The organism is Halolamina pelagica (genome assembly GCF_900115675.1).
GTDB lineage: Archaea > Halobacteriota > Halobacteria > Halobacteriales > Haloferacaceae > Halolamina > Halolamina pelagica.
In genome coordinates this window covers 120,033-136,731 of record NZ_FOXI01000003.1, presented here as the reverse complement: position 1 = coordinate 136,731, position 16,699 = coordinate 120,033, and the positions used below count along the sequence as shown (strand labels likewise).

The 16,699-nt window shown below is 68.3% G+C and carries 14 protein-coding genes; 6 read left to right on the top strand and 8 right to left on the bottom strand.

Features of this window, described 5'->3' with window-relative positions:
• Positions 1 to 53 precede the first annotated feature (53 nt).
• Both BMZ83_RS05380 and BMZ83_RS05375 read right to left on the bottom strand, forming a co-directional pair.
• Entirely contained in the window at positions 54 to 1,931 is a 1,878-nt protein-coding gene (locus BMZ83_RS05380) for a cation:proton antiporter domain-containing protein (protein ID WP_074876444.1), read from the bottom strand.
• Between the two features lie 87 nt (positions 1,932 to 2,018).
• The gene (locus tag BMZ83_RS05375) at positions 2,019 to 3,992 is read right to left on the bottom strand and encodes an AMP-dependent synthetase/ligase (RefSeq protein ID WP_074876442.1); all 1,974 of its coding nucleotides are present in this window, start codon (positions 3,990 to 3,992) and stop codon (positions 2,019 to 2,021) included.
• 370 nt (positions 3,993 to 4,362) lie between these two features.
• On the opposite strand from BMZ83_RS05375, the gene BMZ83_RS05370 reads away from it, so the two are divergent.
• From BMZ83_RS05370 to BMZ83_RS05360, 3 genes are read left to right on the top strand one after another with little or no spacing between them, the layout of a single operon-like run.
• Positions 4,363 to 4,971 (top strand): hypothetical protein, encoded by a 609-nt coding sequence (locus BMZ83_RS05370; RefSeq protein WP_074876440.1) that lies wholly within the window; start codon positions 4,363 to 4,365, stop codon positions 4,969 to 4,971.
• 15 nt (positions 4,972 to 4,986) lie between these two features.
• Positions 4,987 to 5,517, top strand: a complete 531-nt coding sequence (locus BMZ83_RS05365) for a hypothetical protein (RefSeq protein WP_074876438.1) — start codon at positions 4,987 to 4,989, stop codon at positions 5,515 to 5,517.
• Positions 5,518 to 5,551: 34 nt separating this feature from the next.
• Positions 5,552 to 5,878 carry a hypothetical protein gene (locus BMZ83_RS05360; protein ID WP_074876436.1) on the top strand — a complete coding sequence of 109 codons (327 nt, stop codon included), beginning with the start codon at positions 5,552 to 5,554 and terminating at the stop codon, positions 5,876 to 5,878.
• On the opposite strand, the gene BMZ83_RS05355 is transcribed toward BMZ83_RS05360, so the two are convergent.
• The gene (locus tag BMZ83_RS05355; RefSeq protein WP_074876434.1) at positions 5,875 to 6,168 is read right to left on the bottom strand and encodes a hypothetical protein; all 294 of its coding nucleotides are present in this window, start codon (positions 6,166 to 6,168) and stop codon (positions 5,875 to 5,877) included. The genes BMZ83_RS05360 and BMZ83_RS05355 overlap by 4 nt on opposite strands.
• A gap of 451 nt (positions 6,169 to 6,619) precedes the next feature.
• Between BMZ83_RS05355 and BMZ83_RS05350 the strand changes: the two genes are divergently transcribed.
• A complete protein-coding gene (locus BMZ83_RS05350) occupies positions 6,620 to 7,180 on the top strand; it encodes a DUF1102 domain-containing protein (protein ID WP_074876432.1) in 561 nt (186 codons plus the stop codon).
• Between the two features lie 63 nt (positions 7,181 to 7,243).
• Here the strand turns inward: BMZ83_RS05350 and BMZ83_RS05345 are convergent, their stop codons facing one another.
• Together BMZ83_RS05345 and BMZ83_RS05340 are read right to left on the bottom strand one after the other, a co-directional pair.
• Positions 7,244 to 8,155 carry an MBL fold metallo-hydrolase gene (locus BMZ83_RS05345; RefSeq protein WP_074876430.1) on the bottom strand — a complete coding sequence of 304 codons (912 nt, stop codon included), beginning with the start codon at positions 8,153 to 8,155 and terminating at the stop codon, positions 7,244 to 7,246.
• Positions 8,156 to 8,646: 491 nt separating this feature from the next.
• Entirely contained in the window at positions 8,647 to 9,783 is a 1,137-nt protein-coding gene (locus tag BMZ83_RS05340; protein ID WP_074876428.1) for a thiolase family protein, read from the bottom strand.
• Between the two features lie 114 nt (positions 9,784 to 9,897).
• On the opposite strand from BMZ83_RS05340, the gene BMZ83_RS05335 reads away from it, so the two are divergent.
• Positions 9,898 to 11,721 (top strand): flippase activity-associated protein Agl23, encoded by a 1,824-nt coding sequence (locus BMZ83_RS05335; RefSeq protein WP_143076895.1) that lies wholly within the window; start codon positions 9,898 to 9,900, stop codon positions 11,719 to 11,721.
• Positions 11,722 to 11,747: 26 nt separating this feature from the next.
• The gene (locus BMZ83_RS05330) at positions 11,748 to 13,094 is read left to right on the top strand and encodes an ATP-binding protein (RefSeq protein ID WP_074876424.1); all 1,347 of its coding nucleotides are present in this window, start codon (positions 11,748 to 11,750) and stop codon (positions 13,092 to 13,094) included.
• Positions 13,095 to 13,200: 106 nt separating this feature from the next.
• Here the strand turns inward: BMZ83_RS05330 and BMZ83_RS05325 are convergent, their stop codons facing one another.
• Genes BMZ83_RS05325 through BMZ83_RS05315 form a run of 3 tightly spaced genes read right to left on the bottom strand, consistent with a single transcriptional unit; the run spans position 13,201 to position 16,699 of the window.
• Positions 13,201 to 14,025, bottom strand: coding sequence for an ABC transporter permease subunit (locus BMZ83_RS05325; protein WP_074876422.1), 825 nt, complete (start codon positions 14,023 to 14,025; stop codon positions 13,201 to 13,203).
• Positions 14,025 to 14,765 carry an ABC transporter ATP-binding protein gene (locus tag BMZ83_RS05320; protein ID WP_074876420.1) on the bottom strand — a complete coding sequence of 247 codons (741 nt, stop codon included), beginning with the start codon at positions 14,763 to 14,765 and terminating at the stop codon, positions 14,025 to 14,027. The genes BMZ83_RS05325 and BMZ83_RS05320 overlap by 1 nt, the downstream gene beginning before the upstream one ends.
• Positions 14,762 to 16,699, bottom strand: a complete 1,938-nt coding sequence (locus BMZ83_RS05315) for a NosD domain-containing protein (RefSeq protein WP_074876418.1) — start codon at positions 16,697 to 16,699, stop codon at positions 14,762 to 14,764. The genes BMZ83_RS05320 and BMZ83_RS05315 overlap by 4 nt, the downstream gene beginning before the upstream one ends.

Here is a 16,699-nt window from a genome sequence, read left to right as displayed (position 1 = left end):
GTGGTTCAGCGGACAAAAACGTCGCGCCACCGGTGCGGCGGCGAGCCGTCTCGCTACTCCTCGGGGTGGGCCCACTTCATCGCCTCGCGGACCGACTCCTTCCGGCCGATGAAGGTGACGCGGTCGCCCCGTTGGAGCGTGAAGTCGGCCTCGGGAACGAACGTCTCCTCCTCCCGGGAGACCAGCCCGATCAGGCAGCCCTCGGGGAGTTGCGGGCCGAGTTCCTTGATGGACTGGCCGATCAGCGGGTCGGCGGTGACCTCGATCTCCTGGACGTCGCCGGACTCGCCGATCCCCTGCATCCAGCTCGCCATCGACGGGCGCTCGATGTAGTCGTCCATGGCCTGTGCGGTGGCCATCGCGGGGGCGATGGTGCGGACCCCCAGCTCCTCGAAGGCGTCGACGTTCTCGGGGTTGTTCGTCCGGGCGATCACGCGATCCGGCGAGAACTTCGACTGGGAGAGCTGGGAGATCAGCAGGTTCGCGTCGTCGTCGCCGGTCGCGGCGACGATGATCTTGGCGTTGTCCGCGCCCGCGGACTTGAGTACCTCGGTGTCGGAGCCGTCGCCGTGATGGACGGCGAACCCGGCGTTTCGGGCCTCCTCGATCCGCTCCTGTTCTTTCTCCACGATGACGACGTTCTCGCCTCGGTCTTCGAGGCGGGTCGCGAGCTCGCGCCCGACCGACCCGCCCCCGACGATGATGACTCGCATGGGTATGACGTTGAGTTTCTCCGCGATCTGGCGGGCCAGCCCCGCCTCGAACACGACTGTCAGCAGGATGGTCAGGAAGACGGTTCCGACCAGCACGTCGGCGGCCGCCGGCATCCCGACCGCATCGCTCCGCAGTTCGATGGCGAACAGCGTCGCCACGGACGCGGGGATGATCCCGCGCGGGCCGACGAAGCTCATGAACAGCTTCTCCTCCTGGGTGAAACGGTCGCCCGCACTGGAGACGAACACCAGTAGCGGCCGCAGGACGAGCGCGACGACGACCACGACGCCGACCCCCGCCACCCCGAGTTCGAGCAGTGCCGAGAACTTGAGCAGGGCGGCGAGCGTGATGAACACGAAGGAGAGCACGATCAGCGTCACGTCGCCTTTGAACGCCGCGATCTCGTCCTCGTACGGCACGTCGGCGTTGCCGAGGAGGATGCCCGCGACGGCGACGGCGGCGACGCCGGCCTCGCTGGCGAGGTAGTTCGCGGCCGCGTAGGCGACGAGCGCCCCCGCGAGCACGAGCAGGCGCGCGTTCCGCGGCGCGTTGCCGGGCGAGAGGTCGACGTACTGGAGCGCGTAGTACAGCAGTCCGGCGACGGCGATGCCGACCAGCAGCCCGTAGCCGAGCCGCTCGGCGAACAGCGTGACGAGCGCGCTCGGACCCGACGCCCCGGTCGTGATGACCTCGAAGATCACGACCGCGGTGATGGCGGCGGTCACGTCGTTGACGATCCCCTCGGTGTCGAGCGCGATCCCGACCCGGTCCCGGACCGGGACCACGTCGAGGATGGGGGCGATAACGGTCGGCCCGGTCGCGATCAGCAGCGAACCGACGAGGAACGAGACGAGCCAGCCGACGCCGAGCAGGTAGTGAACGGCGAGCCCGGTCCCCACCAGCGCGATCAGGGCGCCGACGGTCACCAGCCGGAACGCGGTCTTCGGCGCCTCCCGGATCTCGTCGATCCGGAGGTGGAACGCGCCCTCGAAGACGATGATCGCGACCGAGAGCCCGACGATGGCCGACAGCGCCGGCGTCCCGAAGGATTCGGGGTTGAGCAGCCCGGTCACTTCCGGGCCGAGCAGGATGCCCGCCGCGATCAGGAACACGATGCTCGGGATCTGGAAGCGGTCCGAGAGCACCTGTGCGATCACGCCGATACCGATGACGCCCGCAACGACCGCGATCAGCACGGCTGCCTCGTTCCCGGCCATCTACGGCACCCCGCCTTCGACGACGCTGTTCGCCCTCACGTTCGAACGAAGCGGGGGGTGCGGTTTAAACGTGGCTACCGCGGTCGATTACTCGTAGAGGTCTTCGACCTCGTCGCTCCAGCGATCCAGGATCTTCCGGCGTTTCTTCTTCATCGTCGGCGTCAGCAGGTCGTTCTCGGGAGTGAACTCCTCGGGCACGAGTCGGAACTGCTTGATCTGCTCGTGGCTCTCGAAGCTCTCGTTGATCGCCTCGACCTCCGCCTGGATCCGGTCGCGCACGCGGTCGTCGTGGCAGAGTTCGTCGTCGTCCGCGGGGAGGTCGAGCCCCTCGCGCTCGCCCCAGGCCCGGACCGCGTCGAACGCCGGGACGATCAGCGCGCCGACGAACTTCCGGGCGTCGCCGACGACCATCGCCTGCTCGATCAGTTCGTTGTCGGCGAAGGCGTCCTCGATGGGCCCCGGCGGCACCATCTTTCCCGTCGAGAGCTTCAGCAGCTGTTTCGCCCGCTCGCGGAACGCGATGTAGCCGTCGGGGCGGATCTCGACCACGTCGCCGGTCCGGAACCACGGCTCGCCGCCGTCCTCCGCCTCCTCGAACGCGTCGGCGGTCTCGTCGGGCTTCTCCCAGTAGCCGTCGGTGACGTTTGGGCCGCGCACGAGCAGTTCGCCGGTCTCGCCCTCGATCTCGTCGCCCATCACGCCGATGGACTCGTCGAGGTCCGTCTCCACGTCGACGACCGGCGGACCGATCGTGCCGGGCTTGGGGTCCTCGATGGGATTGACGCTCAGCACCGGCGCCGTCTCCGTGAGGCCGTACCCCTCGAGGATGGGAATCCCCATCCCGTGGAACAGCCGGCAGAGGTCCTCCGAGAGGCTGCCGCCGCCGGAGACGAAGAAGTCGACGTTGTCCCCGAGCGCCTCGCGGACGCTCGAGTACACGAGCTTGTCGCCGACGTCGTGTTTCAGCGAGAGCAGCGTGCCGGGGTCGTCGGTCCGCTCGTACTCGCGGGCCACGTCGACGGCCCACTCGAAGATCCGCTGTTTGAGCGGCGACTCGCTGGCCTGCTCGCGCACCGCGGCGTAGAGCTTCTCGTACACGCGCGGCACGCTCGTGAACGTCGTCGGCTCGACGAGCTTGAAGTCCTCCCGCAGCGTGTCCGGGCTCTCGGCGTAAGCGATGGTCGCCCCGGCCGCGAACATCAGGAAGTGACCGGAGAGCCGCTCGAACACGTGCGCCAGCGGGAGGAAGGAGAGTGCGACGGTGTCGGTGTCGGTCGTCGGCATGTCGGGATCGCGGTCGGGCCGGGGGCCGAACCGCCGGAAACACTGGTTCACGTTCGACCGGAAGTTGTGGTGGGTGAGTTTCACGCCCTTCGGCTGGCCGGTGGTGCCGGAGGTGTAGACGAGGCTCGCGAGGTCGTCGGGATCGCGCTCGTCGAGCCAGCCCTCGTAGGCATCCTCGTCGAACGCCTCGGCGCCGCGGTCGTGGAGCTGGCCCAGCGTGAACACGTCGTCGCGGTCCCGGATCGCCGCCGCGGCGCCGCTGCCGTCGGCGGGTTGGTCGATCACGACGACGAAGGAGAGGTCGAGGTCGTCCTCGACGTTCAACACCTTGTGCAGCAGGTCGCCGTTCTCGACGACGACGCCGTCGGCGCCGGCGTCGCCCAGCAGGTACTCGGTCTGGCGCTCCGAGGAGCCGCTGTAGACGGTGTTGACGACGCCGCCCGCCGCGAGCACGCCGAAGTCCGCCTGGGCCCACTCCATCCGGGTGTCGGCGAACAGCCCCACGCGGTCGCCGGCCTCGACGCCGAGGTCGCGGAAGCCGGCCGCGAGGTTCCTGACGATCGCTTGGGTCTCCTCGTAGCGCAGGTCGGCGAAATCGCCCGCGGGCGCCTCGGGGATCACGCCCTCGGCGACCAGCGAGCGGTCGTAGATCCCCCCCTTGTAGCGCTGGGCCACCTCCGCGGCGTTACGCTCGGCGCTGGCCTCGAACATCGCCGGCAGCGTGTCGTCGTCGATCACGGGGTGGTCGAACCCCCGCTCGGCCTCGCGAATATCCATACCGCCGGTATCCGTCGGCAGCGACCATAAAGTTCCGTACACGTCGGGGGTGTTGCTCGGGGTTGATCCGGCGAGCGTCGATGCCGATTCGGCAACGTGGCGCCAGTTGTTCGAGGTTGTTTCTCGATCGGCGGGGTAGCGGGGAAAACGACCGACTGAAGCGGTTTCGGCGGCCGTCTCAAGAGCCGCTTGAGGCGGTGTCAGACCGGGGCTGTTGGTTCGTGGGTGGTTCTCAGGCCGGGTCGGAGACATTTCGGGTCGCTTACTGGTTCGGTCTGAATCGTGTCAGTCGCCTCAATACTACTTACAAAGGGGGGTATGTGGTAGATGAAGCGTTCCCGGAAGACCGGGGGCGCGAGGTACTACGACAATGGATCGACGAAAGTTCATCGCTGGTCTGGGATCGCTCACCGCTGCTGGCGCAGCGGGCATTGGTACGGGCGCGTTCACGAGTGTGCAGGCGAACCGTGGCCTGACAGTTGACACAGCAGACGACTCGAACGCCTTCCTCGCTATCGAGGCAATGAGCGGGGATAACGCGGACGACTACGTCGAAGATGGCGGAAATGGCACAGTCACGCTTGACTTCACCAATACCGACAGTCCTGGTTCTGGAGGCGGTGTGAACCGAGACTCGACTACGATCTTTGACGACCTGCTCAAGATCACTAACCAAGGAACCAACACCGTCATCGTTGGCCACCGACAGAGCTTCGGACCGGCGAAAGGTGCACTCTACCACGAAGACGACGATGTCTCGCAGTTGGGTGATATTGCCGGCGACTACGGAACCCCCGACAACGACGGTATCACTAACCTCGATACCGCCGCTGCGAAGAACCTCCCCGTGCTTGAGCCGGGTGAATCGCTGGAGAACGTCGGCTTCTTCGTGACGCCGGATGCGGACGCCAGCGAAGACTTCGTCAACGGGACGATTACCTTCACTGCGGGAGACCAGCCGAGCGACATCGGACTGTAGGGAGGATTACCCCATATGCAACGGCGTAGACTCCTAACCGGCCTCGGAGCGCTCGTCGGCGGCGGGAGCCTTGCAGTTAGCACTGGCGCGTTCTCCAGTGTGAGTGCTGAACGCTCCGTTAGCGTCGGTCTCGCCGATGACGCCTACGCATTCCTTCGAATGAGTCCGATATCGGATGACGGGCTCGGGGGCGAGACGGGTCGGTCATCGACCAACGGAGAAGTGGTCGAGTTTGAGATTCCCGGGGACGATGAGGGCGAGAACGCCGATGCTCAGGGCGTCGGTGTCGACTCAGTCTACGAGTTCCACGACCTCCTCGAAATCTCGAACCACGGGACCCAGACAGTGGAAGTGTACAGCACCTACGGCGGCGGCGCGCTCAACGATCTCGCGCTCGTCGGCCATAATGGTGTCCTTAGAGACGAACCCCCGATCCTCAACGTTGGAGACAGTATCAGCGTAGGGCTCTACATCGACACCCACGGTTCAAGCATTGGTGAGTTCGACGAGACGCTGACCATCATCGCCGATCAGCCCGACGACTAACCCACCCCGCCCGCTCGGCGGTTCGACTCCGCCGGTGGATTTCCAGCGAGGGGGTCAGTATGAAACGACGCACTTTGCTCACGGCGTCGGATCACTCGTAGCGACGAGCGCCGTCGCCGTCGGAACGGGTGCGTTCACCAGCGTCTCGGCGGACCGCAGTCTCACCATCAAAACCGCCGCCGACGCGAACGCGTTCCTCGCAATAACCGCTGTTCCAGGGAGCGGCAACGCCGCCTACGTTGAATCAGAAACCGGAGTCCTTTCGACCGATCTCTCAGACAGCAACCACGACCTGCTCGGCAACGGCGTGAACCTCGGCGCCGTAACAACTGTCGCTGACTTGTTCCGGATCGAGAACTAGGGGACCCAGCTGGTGTACATCTGGCTAGCGAGGACGGTGGTCGGAACGGGAGTAAACAGCACGCGTTCTACGTCGGGTCGTGGAGCGACGACGCGACGGCGATCAGTCTCGCGAACTCCAAAGGCGACTTCGGCGCCCTGAAGGGTGACGGCCGACAGTGTCAGCCGCAGTACGACGCAGGTGTCGACACCGCCGCGGTCGAACTCGGCGTCGGTGACTATATCGACATTGCGCTCGTCGTCGACACGCCAGAGGGCAGCGCTGGGAGCCGCGTGCTCAAAGACGGACAAGGGCCGATCATTCACGCTACCGCTGAACAGTCGTCGCTTGCCAACGTGCTGACACCGGCTGTCTCTCCTGAGTGATCCCTACCTACACTTTCTGCTGCAAATACGCCATCCAACCGTATTCGACTACTTTTTCCCTTCCTTTTCCCGAAAGGTAGAAATCGAAGTGTGTACCGTGTACCACCGATGGGCAACCGTCGTCGATGACCGGCAGTTACCAACGGAATAGGAGAAGTAGCGATACTCCGACATATACGGGTTTCAGGGGGAGTCTGATAGCATAATCGAATCTGGTAGCCGTTACTCATTGCTTATCAACAGTACCCATACCCTGTAGGACAAAGCGACAGGACCGCATTGAATCCTGTCAGCTAACTCAATACTACTTACCACCGGGAGTATGTGGTAGATGAAGCGTTCCCGAAGGAGCTCGGGGGCGCGAGGTACTACAACAATGGAACGACGAAAGTTCATCGCTGGTCTGGGATCGATTACTGCCGCCGGTGCGGCAGGCATTGGGACGGGGGCGTTCTCCGCAACGAGCGCAGAGCGTAGCCTCTCCGTTGAGGTTGCAGACGACGCGAGTGCATACCTCAGTTTCGGCACGGATCTCGGTAACTCGCCGGACAACAACTACGAGTACGCGTCGATCAACGACGACGAGCTCGAGATCAAGTTCGGCTCGAACGATGCAGGCGGGCAGGGTGTCAATCCGAACTCGACTAACCACTTCGACGACGTGTTCTCGATTACGAACCAGGGCACCGAGCCGGTCGAGATCTGGTTCACGCTGAGCGACGATCTAGACGAATACGTGGATGTCTACCCCATCGCGGGGAATTTCGGCCGCGAGACGAGCCTCGTCGGCGAATCGAATGCGTTCAGCGCTTCCTGGGCGACCGGTGTGGGTAGCGGACTGCGTATCGGCCTCACGATCGACCTCTCGGACGCCGATGATGTCGATGAGGGTGACGTTCTGGACGGGACGATGACTGTCCACGCGGAGTCCATCTAGGACGTATTTTCGTTCCACTTCATTCTCTGCCGAACTCGGTTTTGAGAGATACTCAGAGTTCAACTACTCTTCCCCCTCCCCCAGATACGCCAAAACCCCCCGAGCGTTAAGCCGCGCCTCCGCCTCGGCCTTACGCTGGCCCCAGACCTCGGCACCCGCCATCTCGTCGGCGTGAGCCACGAAGTGTTCGATCACCGCGTCGTCGTCACCCAACTCCGCCCGCTTCCGTCGAACCGCCTCGACCCACTCCATCAGCGTGCGCTTGTAGCCGTTCAGGAACGCCTCGTCGAACGCCCGCGGGCCGAAGTGCGAGAACGCCAGGATCTCCGGTTCGAGGTCCACAATGGTCGACACGTCCCGGCGAGCCTGATCCAGGTCGAACTGCGGCGGCGGCGTCGTCTCCCGGATCGAGTCCACCGCCGGGACGTACAGCCCCGCGGCGTCGCCGGTGAACACGATCCCCGCGTCGGCGTCGTGGAACACGTGCTGGTGGGGCGCGTGCCCCGGCGCCTCGTGAGCGACGAGGGTGCGGTCGCCGAGATCCACTTCGTCGCCGTCCGCGAGGCGGGTCACGCGCTCCTCCGGGATCGGCTCGGGTTCGGCGTAGTACTGCCACTGGTCGCCGACGGCGTCTTTGGTGCCGGCGACGAGTCGGTCGGGCTCGATCAGGTGTCGCGCGCCGCGCTCGTGGATGTATGCCTGCGCGTCCGGGTGGGCCGCGAGCAGGTGGCCGGCGCCGCCGGCGTGATCGAGGTGGACGTGGGTGAGGATCACCGCGTCCAGTTCGTCGATGCCGAGTTCGTCCAGCGCGTCGGCGATCCGCTCGTAGTCGCCGCCGGTGCCGGAGTCGACGACGGCGGTGCGCTCGCCGTCGATGACGTACACCGAGCCGTACTCGGGCACGTCGTACATCCCGGTGTCGACGTAGTGGACGTTCTCGGTTCCCGTGACTGCCTGAACGTCGCCGATGGCCATACGTTGGTGGCCGGTGGGACGGGAGAAAACGATTCTGGTGACGATCACTGATGGCCGGTTCGGTGATTGGTGACTGGAACGGCAACCGCGACGGCGACAATAGCTCGACCGTTGGCAACTGAGACAGCAACCGCGACGGCAACAGCAGGTCGTTCGTAGCACACTTGCGACCGCAGGGCGCCGGGCACGAAGCCCGGCGCGGCACCGAGTCCCCACCCCTCCCCCCGCGTCGGCGACAGGTCGCCGACGCGAGGCGTCCACCGCCACCGAACCGCGGTCGCTGTCGGCGTGAAGCGCGAGTCCCTCCGTGGACGAGCAGGCACGAGGGACGACTGACCGAGCGCTAGCGAGGGAAGAAGTCGGCTGGGGAGGTCTGTGGGCTGTGCGGAGCCGTGCGGTCGCAAGGTGCCAAGCATCGAGCTGCTGTTGCTGTTCGCCGTCGCGGTCGAACGATACTCAACAAAGAAAACCGAAAATCGCCGGGAAAAGCCCTACTCCATCAGGAACTCGATCGCGGCGCCCTGCCCGAAGCCGACACAGAGCGTCGCCAGCCCCCGCGAATCGCCGCGCTTCTCCATCTCGTGCAGCAGCGTCACGGGCAGCCGCGCCCCGCTCGCGCCGAGGGGGTGACCGATCGCGATCGCGCCGCCGTTGACGTTGAACTTGTCGTCCGGGATCCCGAGTTCGCGCTGGGCGTACACACACTGGGAGGCGAAGGCCTCGTTGAGTTCCACGAGGTCGTAGTCCTCGATCTCCGTCCCGGCCCGCTCCAGCAGCCCCTCAGTCGCCGGCACGGGCCCGATCCCCATCACCGTCGGATCGACGCCCGCGACCTCGTTCGTGCCGATCTCGGCCATGATCTCGAGGTCGTTCTCCTCGGCGAACGCCTTCGAGGTGACCATCACCAGCGACGCCCCGTCGGAGATCTGGCTGGAGTTGCCCGCGGTCACGGTCCCGTCGCCGGTGAACACGGGCGAGAGGTCCGCCAGCTTCTCCGCGGTCGTGCCCGGGCGGATCCCCTCGTCCTCCTCGACGACGCCGTCGTCGGTCTCGATCGGGACGATCTCGTCGTCGAAGCGCCCCGACTCCGTGGCTTCGGTCGCGCGCTGCTGGCTGCGAGCGGCGTACTCGTCCTGCTTCTCCCGGCTCACGTCGTACTCCTCGGCGACCTTCTCGGCGGTCATCCCCATCTGGAGCTGGAAGACGTTGTACTGCTCGCCGAGTTCGGGGTGGAGGTACTCGTAGGAGTCGCCGTCCATCGGCACGCGGCTCATGTTCTCGACGCCGCCGGCGACGATGCAGTCGCGGTTGCCGGCGGCGACGGCGTCGGCGGCGGAGATGATCGCCTGCATCGAGGAGGCACACCAGCGGTTGATGCTGGTCGCCGGCGTCCCCTCGCCGAGCGGGGAGAGCAGCGCGATCACGCGGGCGACGTTGTTGTCCTGCTCGCCGCGCTGCTGGGCGACGCCCCACATCAGGTCCTCGACCTGCTCGGGGTCGACGCCGGTGGTCTCCAGCGCGTCCTCGATCAGCGGGACCGAGAGGTCCTCGCTTCTGGTCTCCGCGAAGACGCCGTCCTCCTTGCCCTGCGGGGTCCGGCGCGCGTGTACGACGACAGGTGTCGACATACCTCGGGCTGGGTTCGGGACGGGCATAAATCCGACCGAACGCGACGTGCGTGGTCGAGGGTTTCCGCCCCCGACGGAGAAAGTACTTACAGCGCCGCGTAGACGCCCTCGAACGTGTCCCGCCCCGCTCGCTGGATGCGCCGTCGGCCGACCGCGGCCGTGCTGGCGCTGACCGCGCTCGCCCTCCTCCTCCGGCTGGTCGCGCTGGGCGACCGAACCATGCACTGGGACGAGGCCCGCGTCGCCTACTGGACGCTGCGGTACGTCCGCGGCGCCGGCTTCGCCTACCGGCCGATCATCCACGGGCCGTTCGTCCCGCTGGTCGTCGCCCCGCTGTTCGAACACCTCGGCCCGACGGCGTTCACCGCCCGGCTCCCCGTCACCGTCATCGGCGGCCTCGCGCCGCTGTCGGCGCTGCTGTTCCGCCGGCCCGGCGAGTCGTCGACGACCGCCACCGACCGCGCTCGGTTCCCCCACGTCGGCCTCTCGAACGCCGAGACCGTGGCGCTCGCCGCGCTGCTGGCGGTCACGCCCGGCCTCGTCTACTACTCGCGGTTCATGCGCTCGGACGTACCGCTCGCCGTCTTCGCCCTGTTCGCGCTGGGCTTCGCGGTCCGGGCGCTCGCGACCGAGCGTCGACGCCACGTCGTCGCCGCCGGCCTCCTCGCCGGGCTCGCGGTCCCGACGAAGGAGAACGTGCTGCTGTACGCCGCCTGCGCGGTCGGCACGGCGGCGGTCGCGGTCGGCTGGCCCGCGGTCGTTCCCCTGCTCCCGTGGCACGACGAGAGCGCGCCGCGAACTGCGGCGACGGCGGCGCTCCGTAGTTCGCTCGCCCGAACGCGAGCCGTCGCCGCCCGCCACCTCCCGGCGGTTCCGTTGGCGCTGCTCGCCGCGCTCGTCCCGATCGTCTTCTTCCTCGCCCCTCGCGGGCCCGCGGGCGACCCTTCCCTCAGCGCCGCGTTGGCGGGTGACGTCGGCTGGGTCGCGCTGATCGAGCGCGCCACCGTCGGCACGTGGGAGACGTTCAGTTCGAGCCTCTGGACCGGCGGTCGGAGCCACTCCTACCCGATCTACGCAGGGAAGCTCTGGGGCTACCTGCTCGTGGGCGCGCTCCCCGTCGCCGTCGGCGCCGGCTACGCGTTCGTCCGGGAGCTCCGCTCGCCGTCGCGGCCGCTGGTCGTCCCGCTGGTCGCGTGGGGCGCCGCGTCGATGCTCGGCTACCCGCTGGCGACGGACATCCCCGCGCCGTGGATCTCGATCCACCTCGCGGTGCCGCTGCTCGTCCCCGCCGCCGTCGGGTGGGTCGCGCTCGTTCGCGGACGGGCGTGGGAGTTCGGTTTCGACCTCCCGGACGCCGACGCCCGCCGGCGGTACGCCCGCTACGCGCTCGCCGCGCTGGTGGTGCTCTCGGCGGTGCAGGTGCCGCTGGTGCTGGCTGTCTCCTCGATCACGCCGCCGCTGTACGTGAACGTGCTCGCACAGTCGGCCCAGCCGTCCGACGATCTGTCGCCGATGCGGGCGACCGTCGACGCCGCCGCCGACGACGGCGTGCTGTTCTACGGCGAGGAGTACTACCTGCCCAACGAGTCCATCGACACGGCGCCCCCCGGCGAGGGCGAGAACTGGCTCGGGTGGTGGCTGAACCGCCTGCCGATGGCGTGGTACGTCGAGCGCGCCGACGCGCCGTCGTCGTACGCCCGCGGCGCCGACGCGCTGGACGATCGGGCGTCGATCCCGCCGGTCGTGTTCGCCGACCCCAGCGAGGCCGAGGCGGCGGCGGCGGTGCTGGGAGAACGGGGCTACGAGCGGACGCGCTACGACCTCGGGCTCTACCACGAGCAGGCGGTCGTGATGTTCGTCGACGAGTCCCGACTGGACCGTGGCGGAACGAACAGGTCCGTCCACTCCCGATCAGTGGTGGGGGTCCGACGCGCTTAACCGACTGGGGCGGCAACATTATCGGGATGAGCGACCCCGCCGTCGACGTCGTAGAGTTCCTGTTGACTGCACACACGTACACCGAGGAGGACGACCTCGACGAGGACGACCTCCCGCCCCGCTACCGGCAGGTGTTCTGGTCCGACGGGTCGATCGAGCGCCCGCTGACGGTCACGCAGGACCGCGCGCGCACCGCCACCAGCGTCGATCACCCGTGGGACGCCGTCTCGGATCTGCTCTTCACCCAGCGGACGGAGTTCTCCGGCGAGATCTCGCTGACCCAGCCCGACATGGCGCTCGAGTGGTACCTCGATCACGGCGACGAGGACCGCCTCGCCGCCAACCCGACGCTGGCCTACGCCGCCGAGAACGCCGGCGACGTCGACGTCGACGTCAGTCGCGAGGCGGCCCGCGAGGACAACCAGCCCATCCAGGCCGACCGCGTCTGGATCGACTCCCTGCTCGACGAGTACTTCGACGAGGACGACGACGCCGAGATGCTCGACCTCGTCCACATCCTCGCGCCCGAGGAGATCGAGACGACCCTCGACGATCTGGTGCTCACGAACGACCAGAACGACGAGGTCGAGAAGATCGTCACCGCGATCGAGAACCGCGACTACCTCGCCAGCATCGGCCTGAGCGAGATCGGGAAGATCCTCTTCGTCGGCCCGCCCGGCACCGGGAAGACCACCATCTCCCGGGGGCTGGCCCACGAGCTGGGGCTCCCGTTCGTCGAGGTGAAGCTCTCGATGGTGACCAGCCAGTACCTCGGCGAGACGGCCAAGAACGTCGAGAAGACGTTCGAGGTCGCCAAGCGGCTCTCGCCGTGTATCCTGTTCATCGACGAGTTCGACTCCGTCGCCAAGACCCGGAAGTCCGACGAGCACGCCGCGCTCAAGCGCGCGGTCAACACCCTCCTCAAGAGCATCGACGACATCTCGCTGGTGCGCGACGAGGTGCTCACGGTGGCCGCGACCAACCACCCCGACCAGCTCGACGCCGCCGCCTGGCGGCGCTTCGACGAGGTCGTGAACTTCCCCAAGCCCGACCGCCAGATGCGCGCGGACATCCTCCGCATCGTCACGCGGGACATGCAGATGGCGGAGTTCGACCCCGAGGCCATCGCCGAGGAGACCGAGGGACTCACCGGCTCCGACCTCCGGATGGTGCTGCGGGAGGCAGTGCTCCAAGCGCTCACCGAGGGCCGCCGCGAACTCACCCAGGACGACGTGATGAACGCCGTCCAGGGGTTCGAGGAGCGGGACAACCTCAAGAACATGGACATGATCGACGGCGAGGGTGCCGCGATCGCCGGCGACGGCGGGCAGGAGCACGAGCACGGCCACAGCCACGGCGATCACGACCACTGACGCCGGCTCCTCTCGACAGCAGCCCCACTGACGCCACTGCTTCTCGGCATCAGGGCCGCTGACGCCGACTCGCCTCGACGGCGGGCGCCCTGGCGACGGTCCCGCTTCAGCGTTCGACCGGCCGCCAGACCGCCACAGCGGCGACGGCCAACGCTGTCACGGTCCAGCCGGCGAGCCCGATCACGCTGACCAGCGGGTGGGCCGTCGCGACCCCCGGATCCGTCGCGATCGCGGGGCGGATCGCCAGTTCGAGCACGAGCCCGCGGAACGCGCTGGCGGGCGCCAGTCCGACCAGCACGCCGATCAGGTCGCCGACGAACCCCGTCGTGAGCAGCGCCACGAGCGCGAGGTCGGCGACGAAGGCCACGACCACGACGACGCCGACGCCCGCCGCCAGCGCCTCGCGATCGGTCCGGGCGAGCGCTGAGCCCGCGAGCACGAACGCGACCGTCGCGAGGGCGTACCAGCCGGCGAAGAGCACGAACCGGCCGTAGATCAGCGGCGTGTCCCCGGCCGAGTGCGTCGCCAGGAACGACGACGGTTCCGGGGCGCCGAGGCTCGCGACGACGCCGGCGGCCGACAGCGCCGCGACGACGACGACGAAGGCGGGGAGCGCGCGGCCGACGAACACCCCGAAAACGTACTCGAGCCGCGAGACCGAGTACGTCCGGAGGATCGCCAGCGTGCCGCGCTCGTCGTCGCCCCGGATCGACTGGAAGGCGACGGCGAAGGCGAGCACCGGGACGAGCAGTTCGACCGGCAGCAGCAGGTCGTACGTCAGCGAGACGTAGCCGCCGGGCGAGCCCATCGAGGCGCCGCCGAGCCCGACTACGACGATCGCGAACACCGCCGCGACCGCAAGCAGCGCCCGGTTCCGCAGCAGCGTCCGGACCTCCCGACTCGCGACGGCGACGACGGGGCGAGCCCGCATCACTTCCCACCCCCGTCGGTCGGCGCGTCGATGTCGACCGCCTCCCGGCCGCGACCTGCGACTGCAGCCGAGAACACGTCGCGGAGGCGCTCCTCACCGGCCTGTTCGAGCAGCGCCGCGGGCGAGCCGTCGAGGACGAACTCGCCGTTGGCGATCAGGACCACTCGATCGGCGTACCGCGAGACGGCCTCGAGGTCGTGGCTGGTCGTGAGCACGAGCCGGTCGTCGGCGGCCATCGCCGCCGCGGCCTCGAAGATGTGGTCGGCGATGTCCGGGTCGAGCCCGCTCGTCGGCTCGTCGAGGACGACGACCGGGGGGTCGCCGATCAGCGCCTGTGCGAGCCCCAGCAGCCGCGCCATCCCGCCGGAGAGCTCGTCGACGCGCCGGTCGGCGGCGCCGCCCAGTCCAACGCGGGCGAGGATCGCGTCAGTGTCGACCTCGCCCTCGACCAGCGAGCCGTAGAACTCGACGACCTCGCGGACGGTGAAGCCGGGCCGGAACCGCGGCGACTGCGGCAGGTACGCGACGGTCCGGCCGGCCGTCGTCGGCCGCGTGACAGTCCCGGCGTCGAGGGGTCGCAGGCCGGCGAGCAGTTCGAGGGCCGTGGTCTTCCCGGAGCCGTTCGCCCCGACCAGCGCGACGAACGTCCCGCCGTCGAGTGCGAGGCTCGCGTCGTCGAGGATCGTCACCTCGCCGAAGGAGAACGAGGCGTCCTCGAACTCGAGCACGGGGTCGCTCATCCCGCCACCTCCGTCGTGTTCCCCGGCTCGCGCAGCGTTTCGAGCGTCTCCGGGCGGGCAGGGGTGGTCCGCGGCGCCACGTCGACGACGCCGGTCGCACGCAGGCCCGGGACGGTCTCCTGGACCGTCCGGACGAGGTCGACCGCCGGCGAGCGCGCGAGCGTCCACGCGCCGGGGGTCGTCCGGACGCGCGCGTCGACCGAGCCGGTCGGCCGGAACGCGCGTTCGTAGTGGCCGTCGGCGTCGGTGTCGGTGCCCGGGACCGGCCCCCAGTAGTTGCCCCGGTCGCCGACGGTCCAGACGCGCAGCGGGCCGATGCTGGCCGTCGCCGCCTGGTCGTTGCCGACGATGTCGTTGGCGGTCAGGAGGTTGGTCGCGAGCGCGTCGCCGGCACGGAGCCCCACGTCGTTGCCGACGACGGTGTTGTGGGTGTACAGCGACTGCGAGCTGTAGACGTTGAACCCCCGGCCGTTGTCGGCGACGACGTTCGACGCGAAGTACGACCGCGAGCCCGCGGTGGAGATGCCGACGCGAGAGTCACGCACGTCGTTGCCGACGAGGAGGTTGCCCGAGGGCCGCGTCATCAGGAAGATGCCGGCGTTCGAGTCCCGGGCGGTGTTGTTCCGCAGCAGCGAGTCGGAGGTGTACATCTCGTGGATCCCGAAGCGGTGGTCGGTGAACTCGTTGTCCCGGACGACGATCCCGTCGGCGCGGTGGGTGTAGATCCCGTCGCGGCCGCCGGCGAACCGGCTCCGTTCGACGACGATCGGCTCGTACATCGCGACCAGCCCCATGAACCCCTCCTGGGTGCCGCCGGAAACCGCGACCGCCGACTCGCGGATCACCGCGCCCCGGCTGTCGAGCGTGACGATGCCGGAGGCCGGCGTCTCGACCGAGACGTGCTCGACGAGCGAGCGCTCGGCGTCGAGCAGCCGGACCGCGGCGTCGCCCCGACCGTAGGCGAGCTCGACGTTCTTCGACCAGTTCAGCCCCTCGATCTCCGAGGTGTTGAGCATGCTGCGACGGCTCCCCACGTCGCCGACGCCGTCGATCCGGAGGTCCCGCAGGGTGGTTCGGGGCGCCGCGATCGTGAGCACGGTCCCGTTGCCGTCGCCCCGGATCGTCGTCGCGTTCCCGGCGCCGGCGATCGTCAGCGACTTGTTCACGACCAGGCCGTCCGTACGGTACGTGCCCGGCGGGAGTTCGACAGTCGTGTTCGGCGGGGCGGCCGCGACGGCCGCGTCGAGGCTCTCGGCGTCCTCGCCGACGACGATCGAGGTGGATCGCTCGCGGTCGGTCGTCGCGGCGACGGACTGGTTCGCCCACGCCGAGCGGTTCTCGACCGCGCCCCGGAGCGCCGACGCGGAGGCCGGATCGCGGGCCGTGACCCGCTCGGTGACCGCCTCCCACGGGACGACCTCCCCGCCGTAGGCGTCGGCGAACGCGGCCGCGGCGTCGCGGTCGGAGAACGGGACCGCGACGGGACCGCTCGGCAGCCGGGCGCGGCTGTCGACGACGACGACGGTCTCCTCGGCGGGGGCGAAGCCCACCTCCCCGTCGGCGGTCAGGTACCCGTCCTCGGTGAGCGAGGCGTTGGCGCCCGCGTAGTCCGAGACGAACGCCGCGACGGGCTGGCCGAAGCGCTGTTCGTGGCCGGTGCGGCCCTGCTCGGCGACGTAGGAGCCCACGCTGTTGAAGCCGACCACGTACTTGTAGGCCGAGTAGTACACCTCCACCCGGGGGATCGAGAACCCTCGGGCTTCGGTCTGCCGAACCGTCTCGTCGGTGAGGCCGAGGGTGAACGTGTCCTCGAACGGCACGGGCTCGACGTCGTCGGTCGCGCCGACGGGGACGACGAGCGTGGCGCTCAGGACCACCACGGCGACGACGAACACCGCGGCGAACGCGGTCAGCGGGAGGGTTCGGCCGACCAT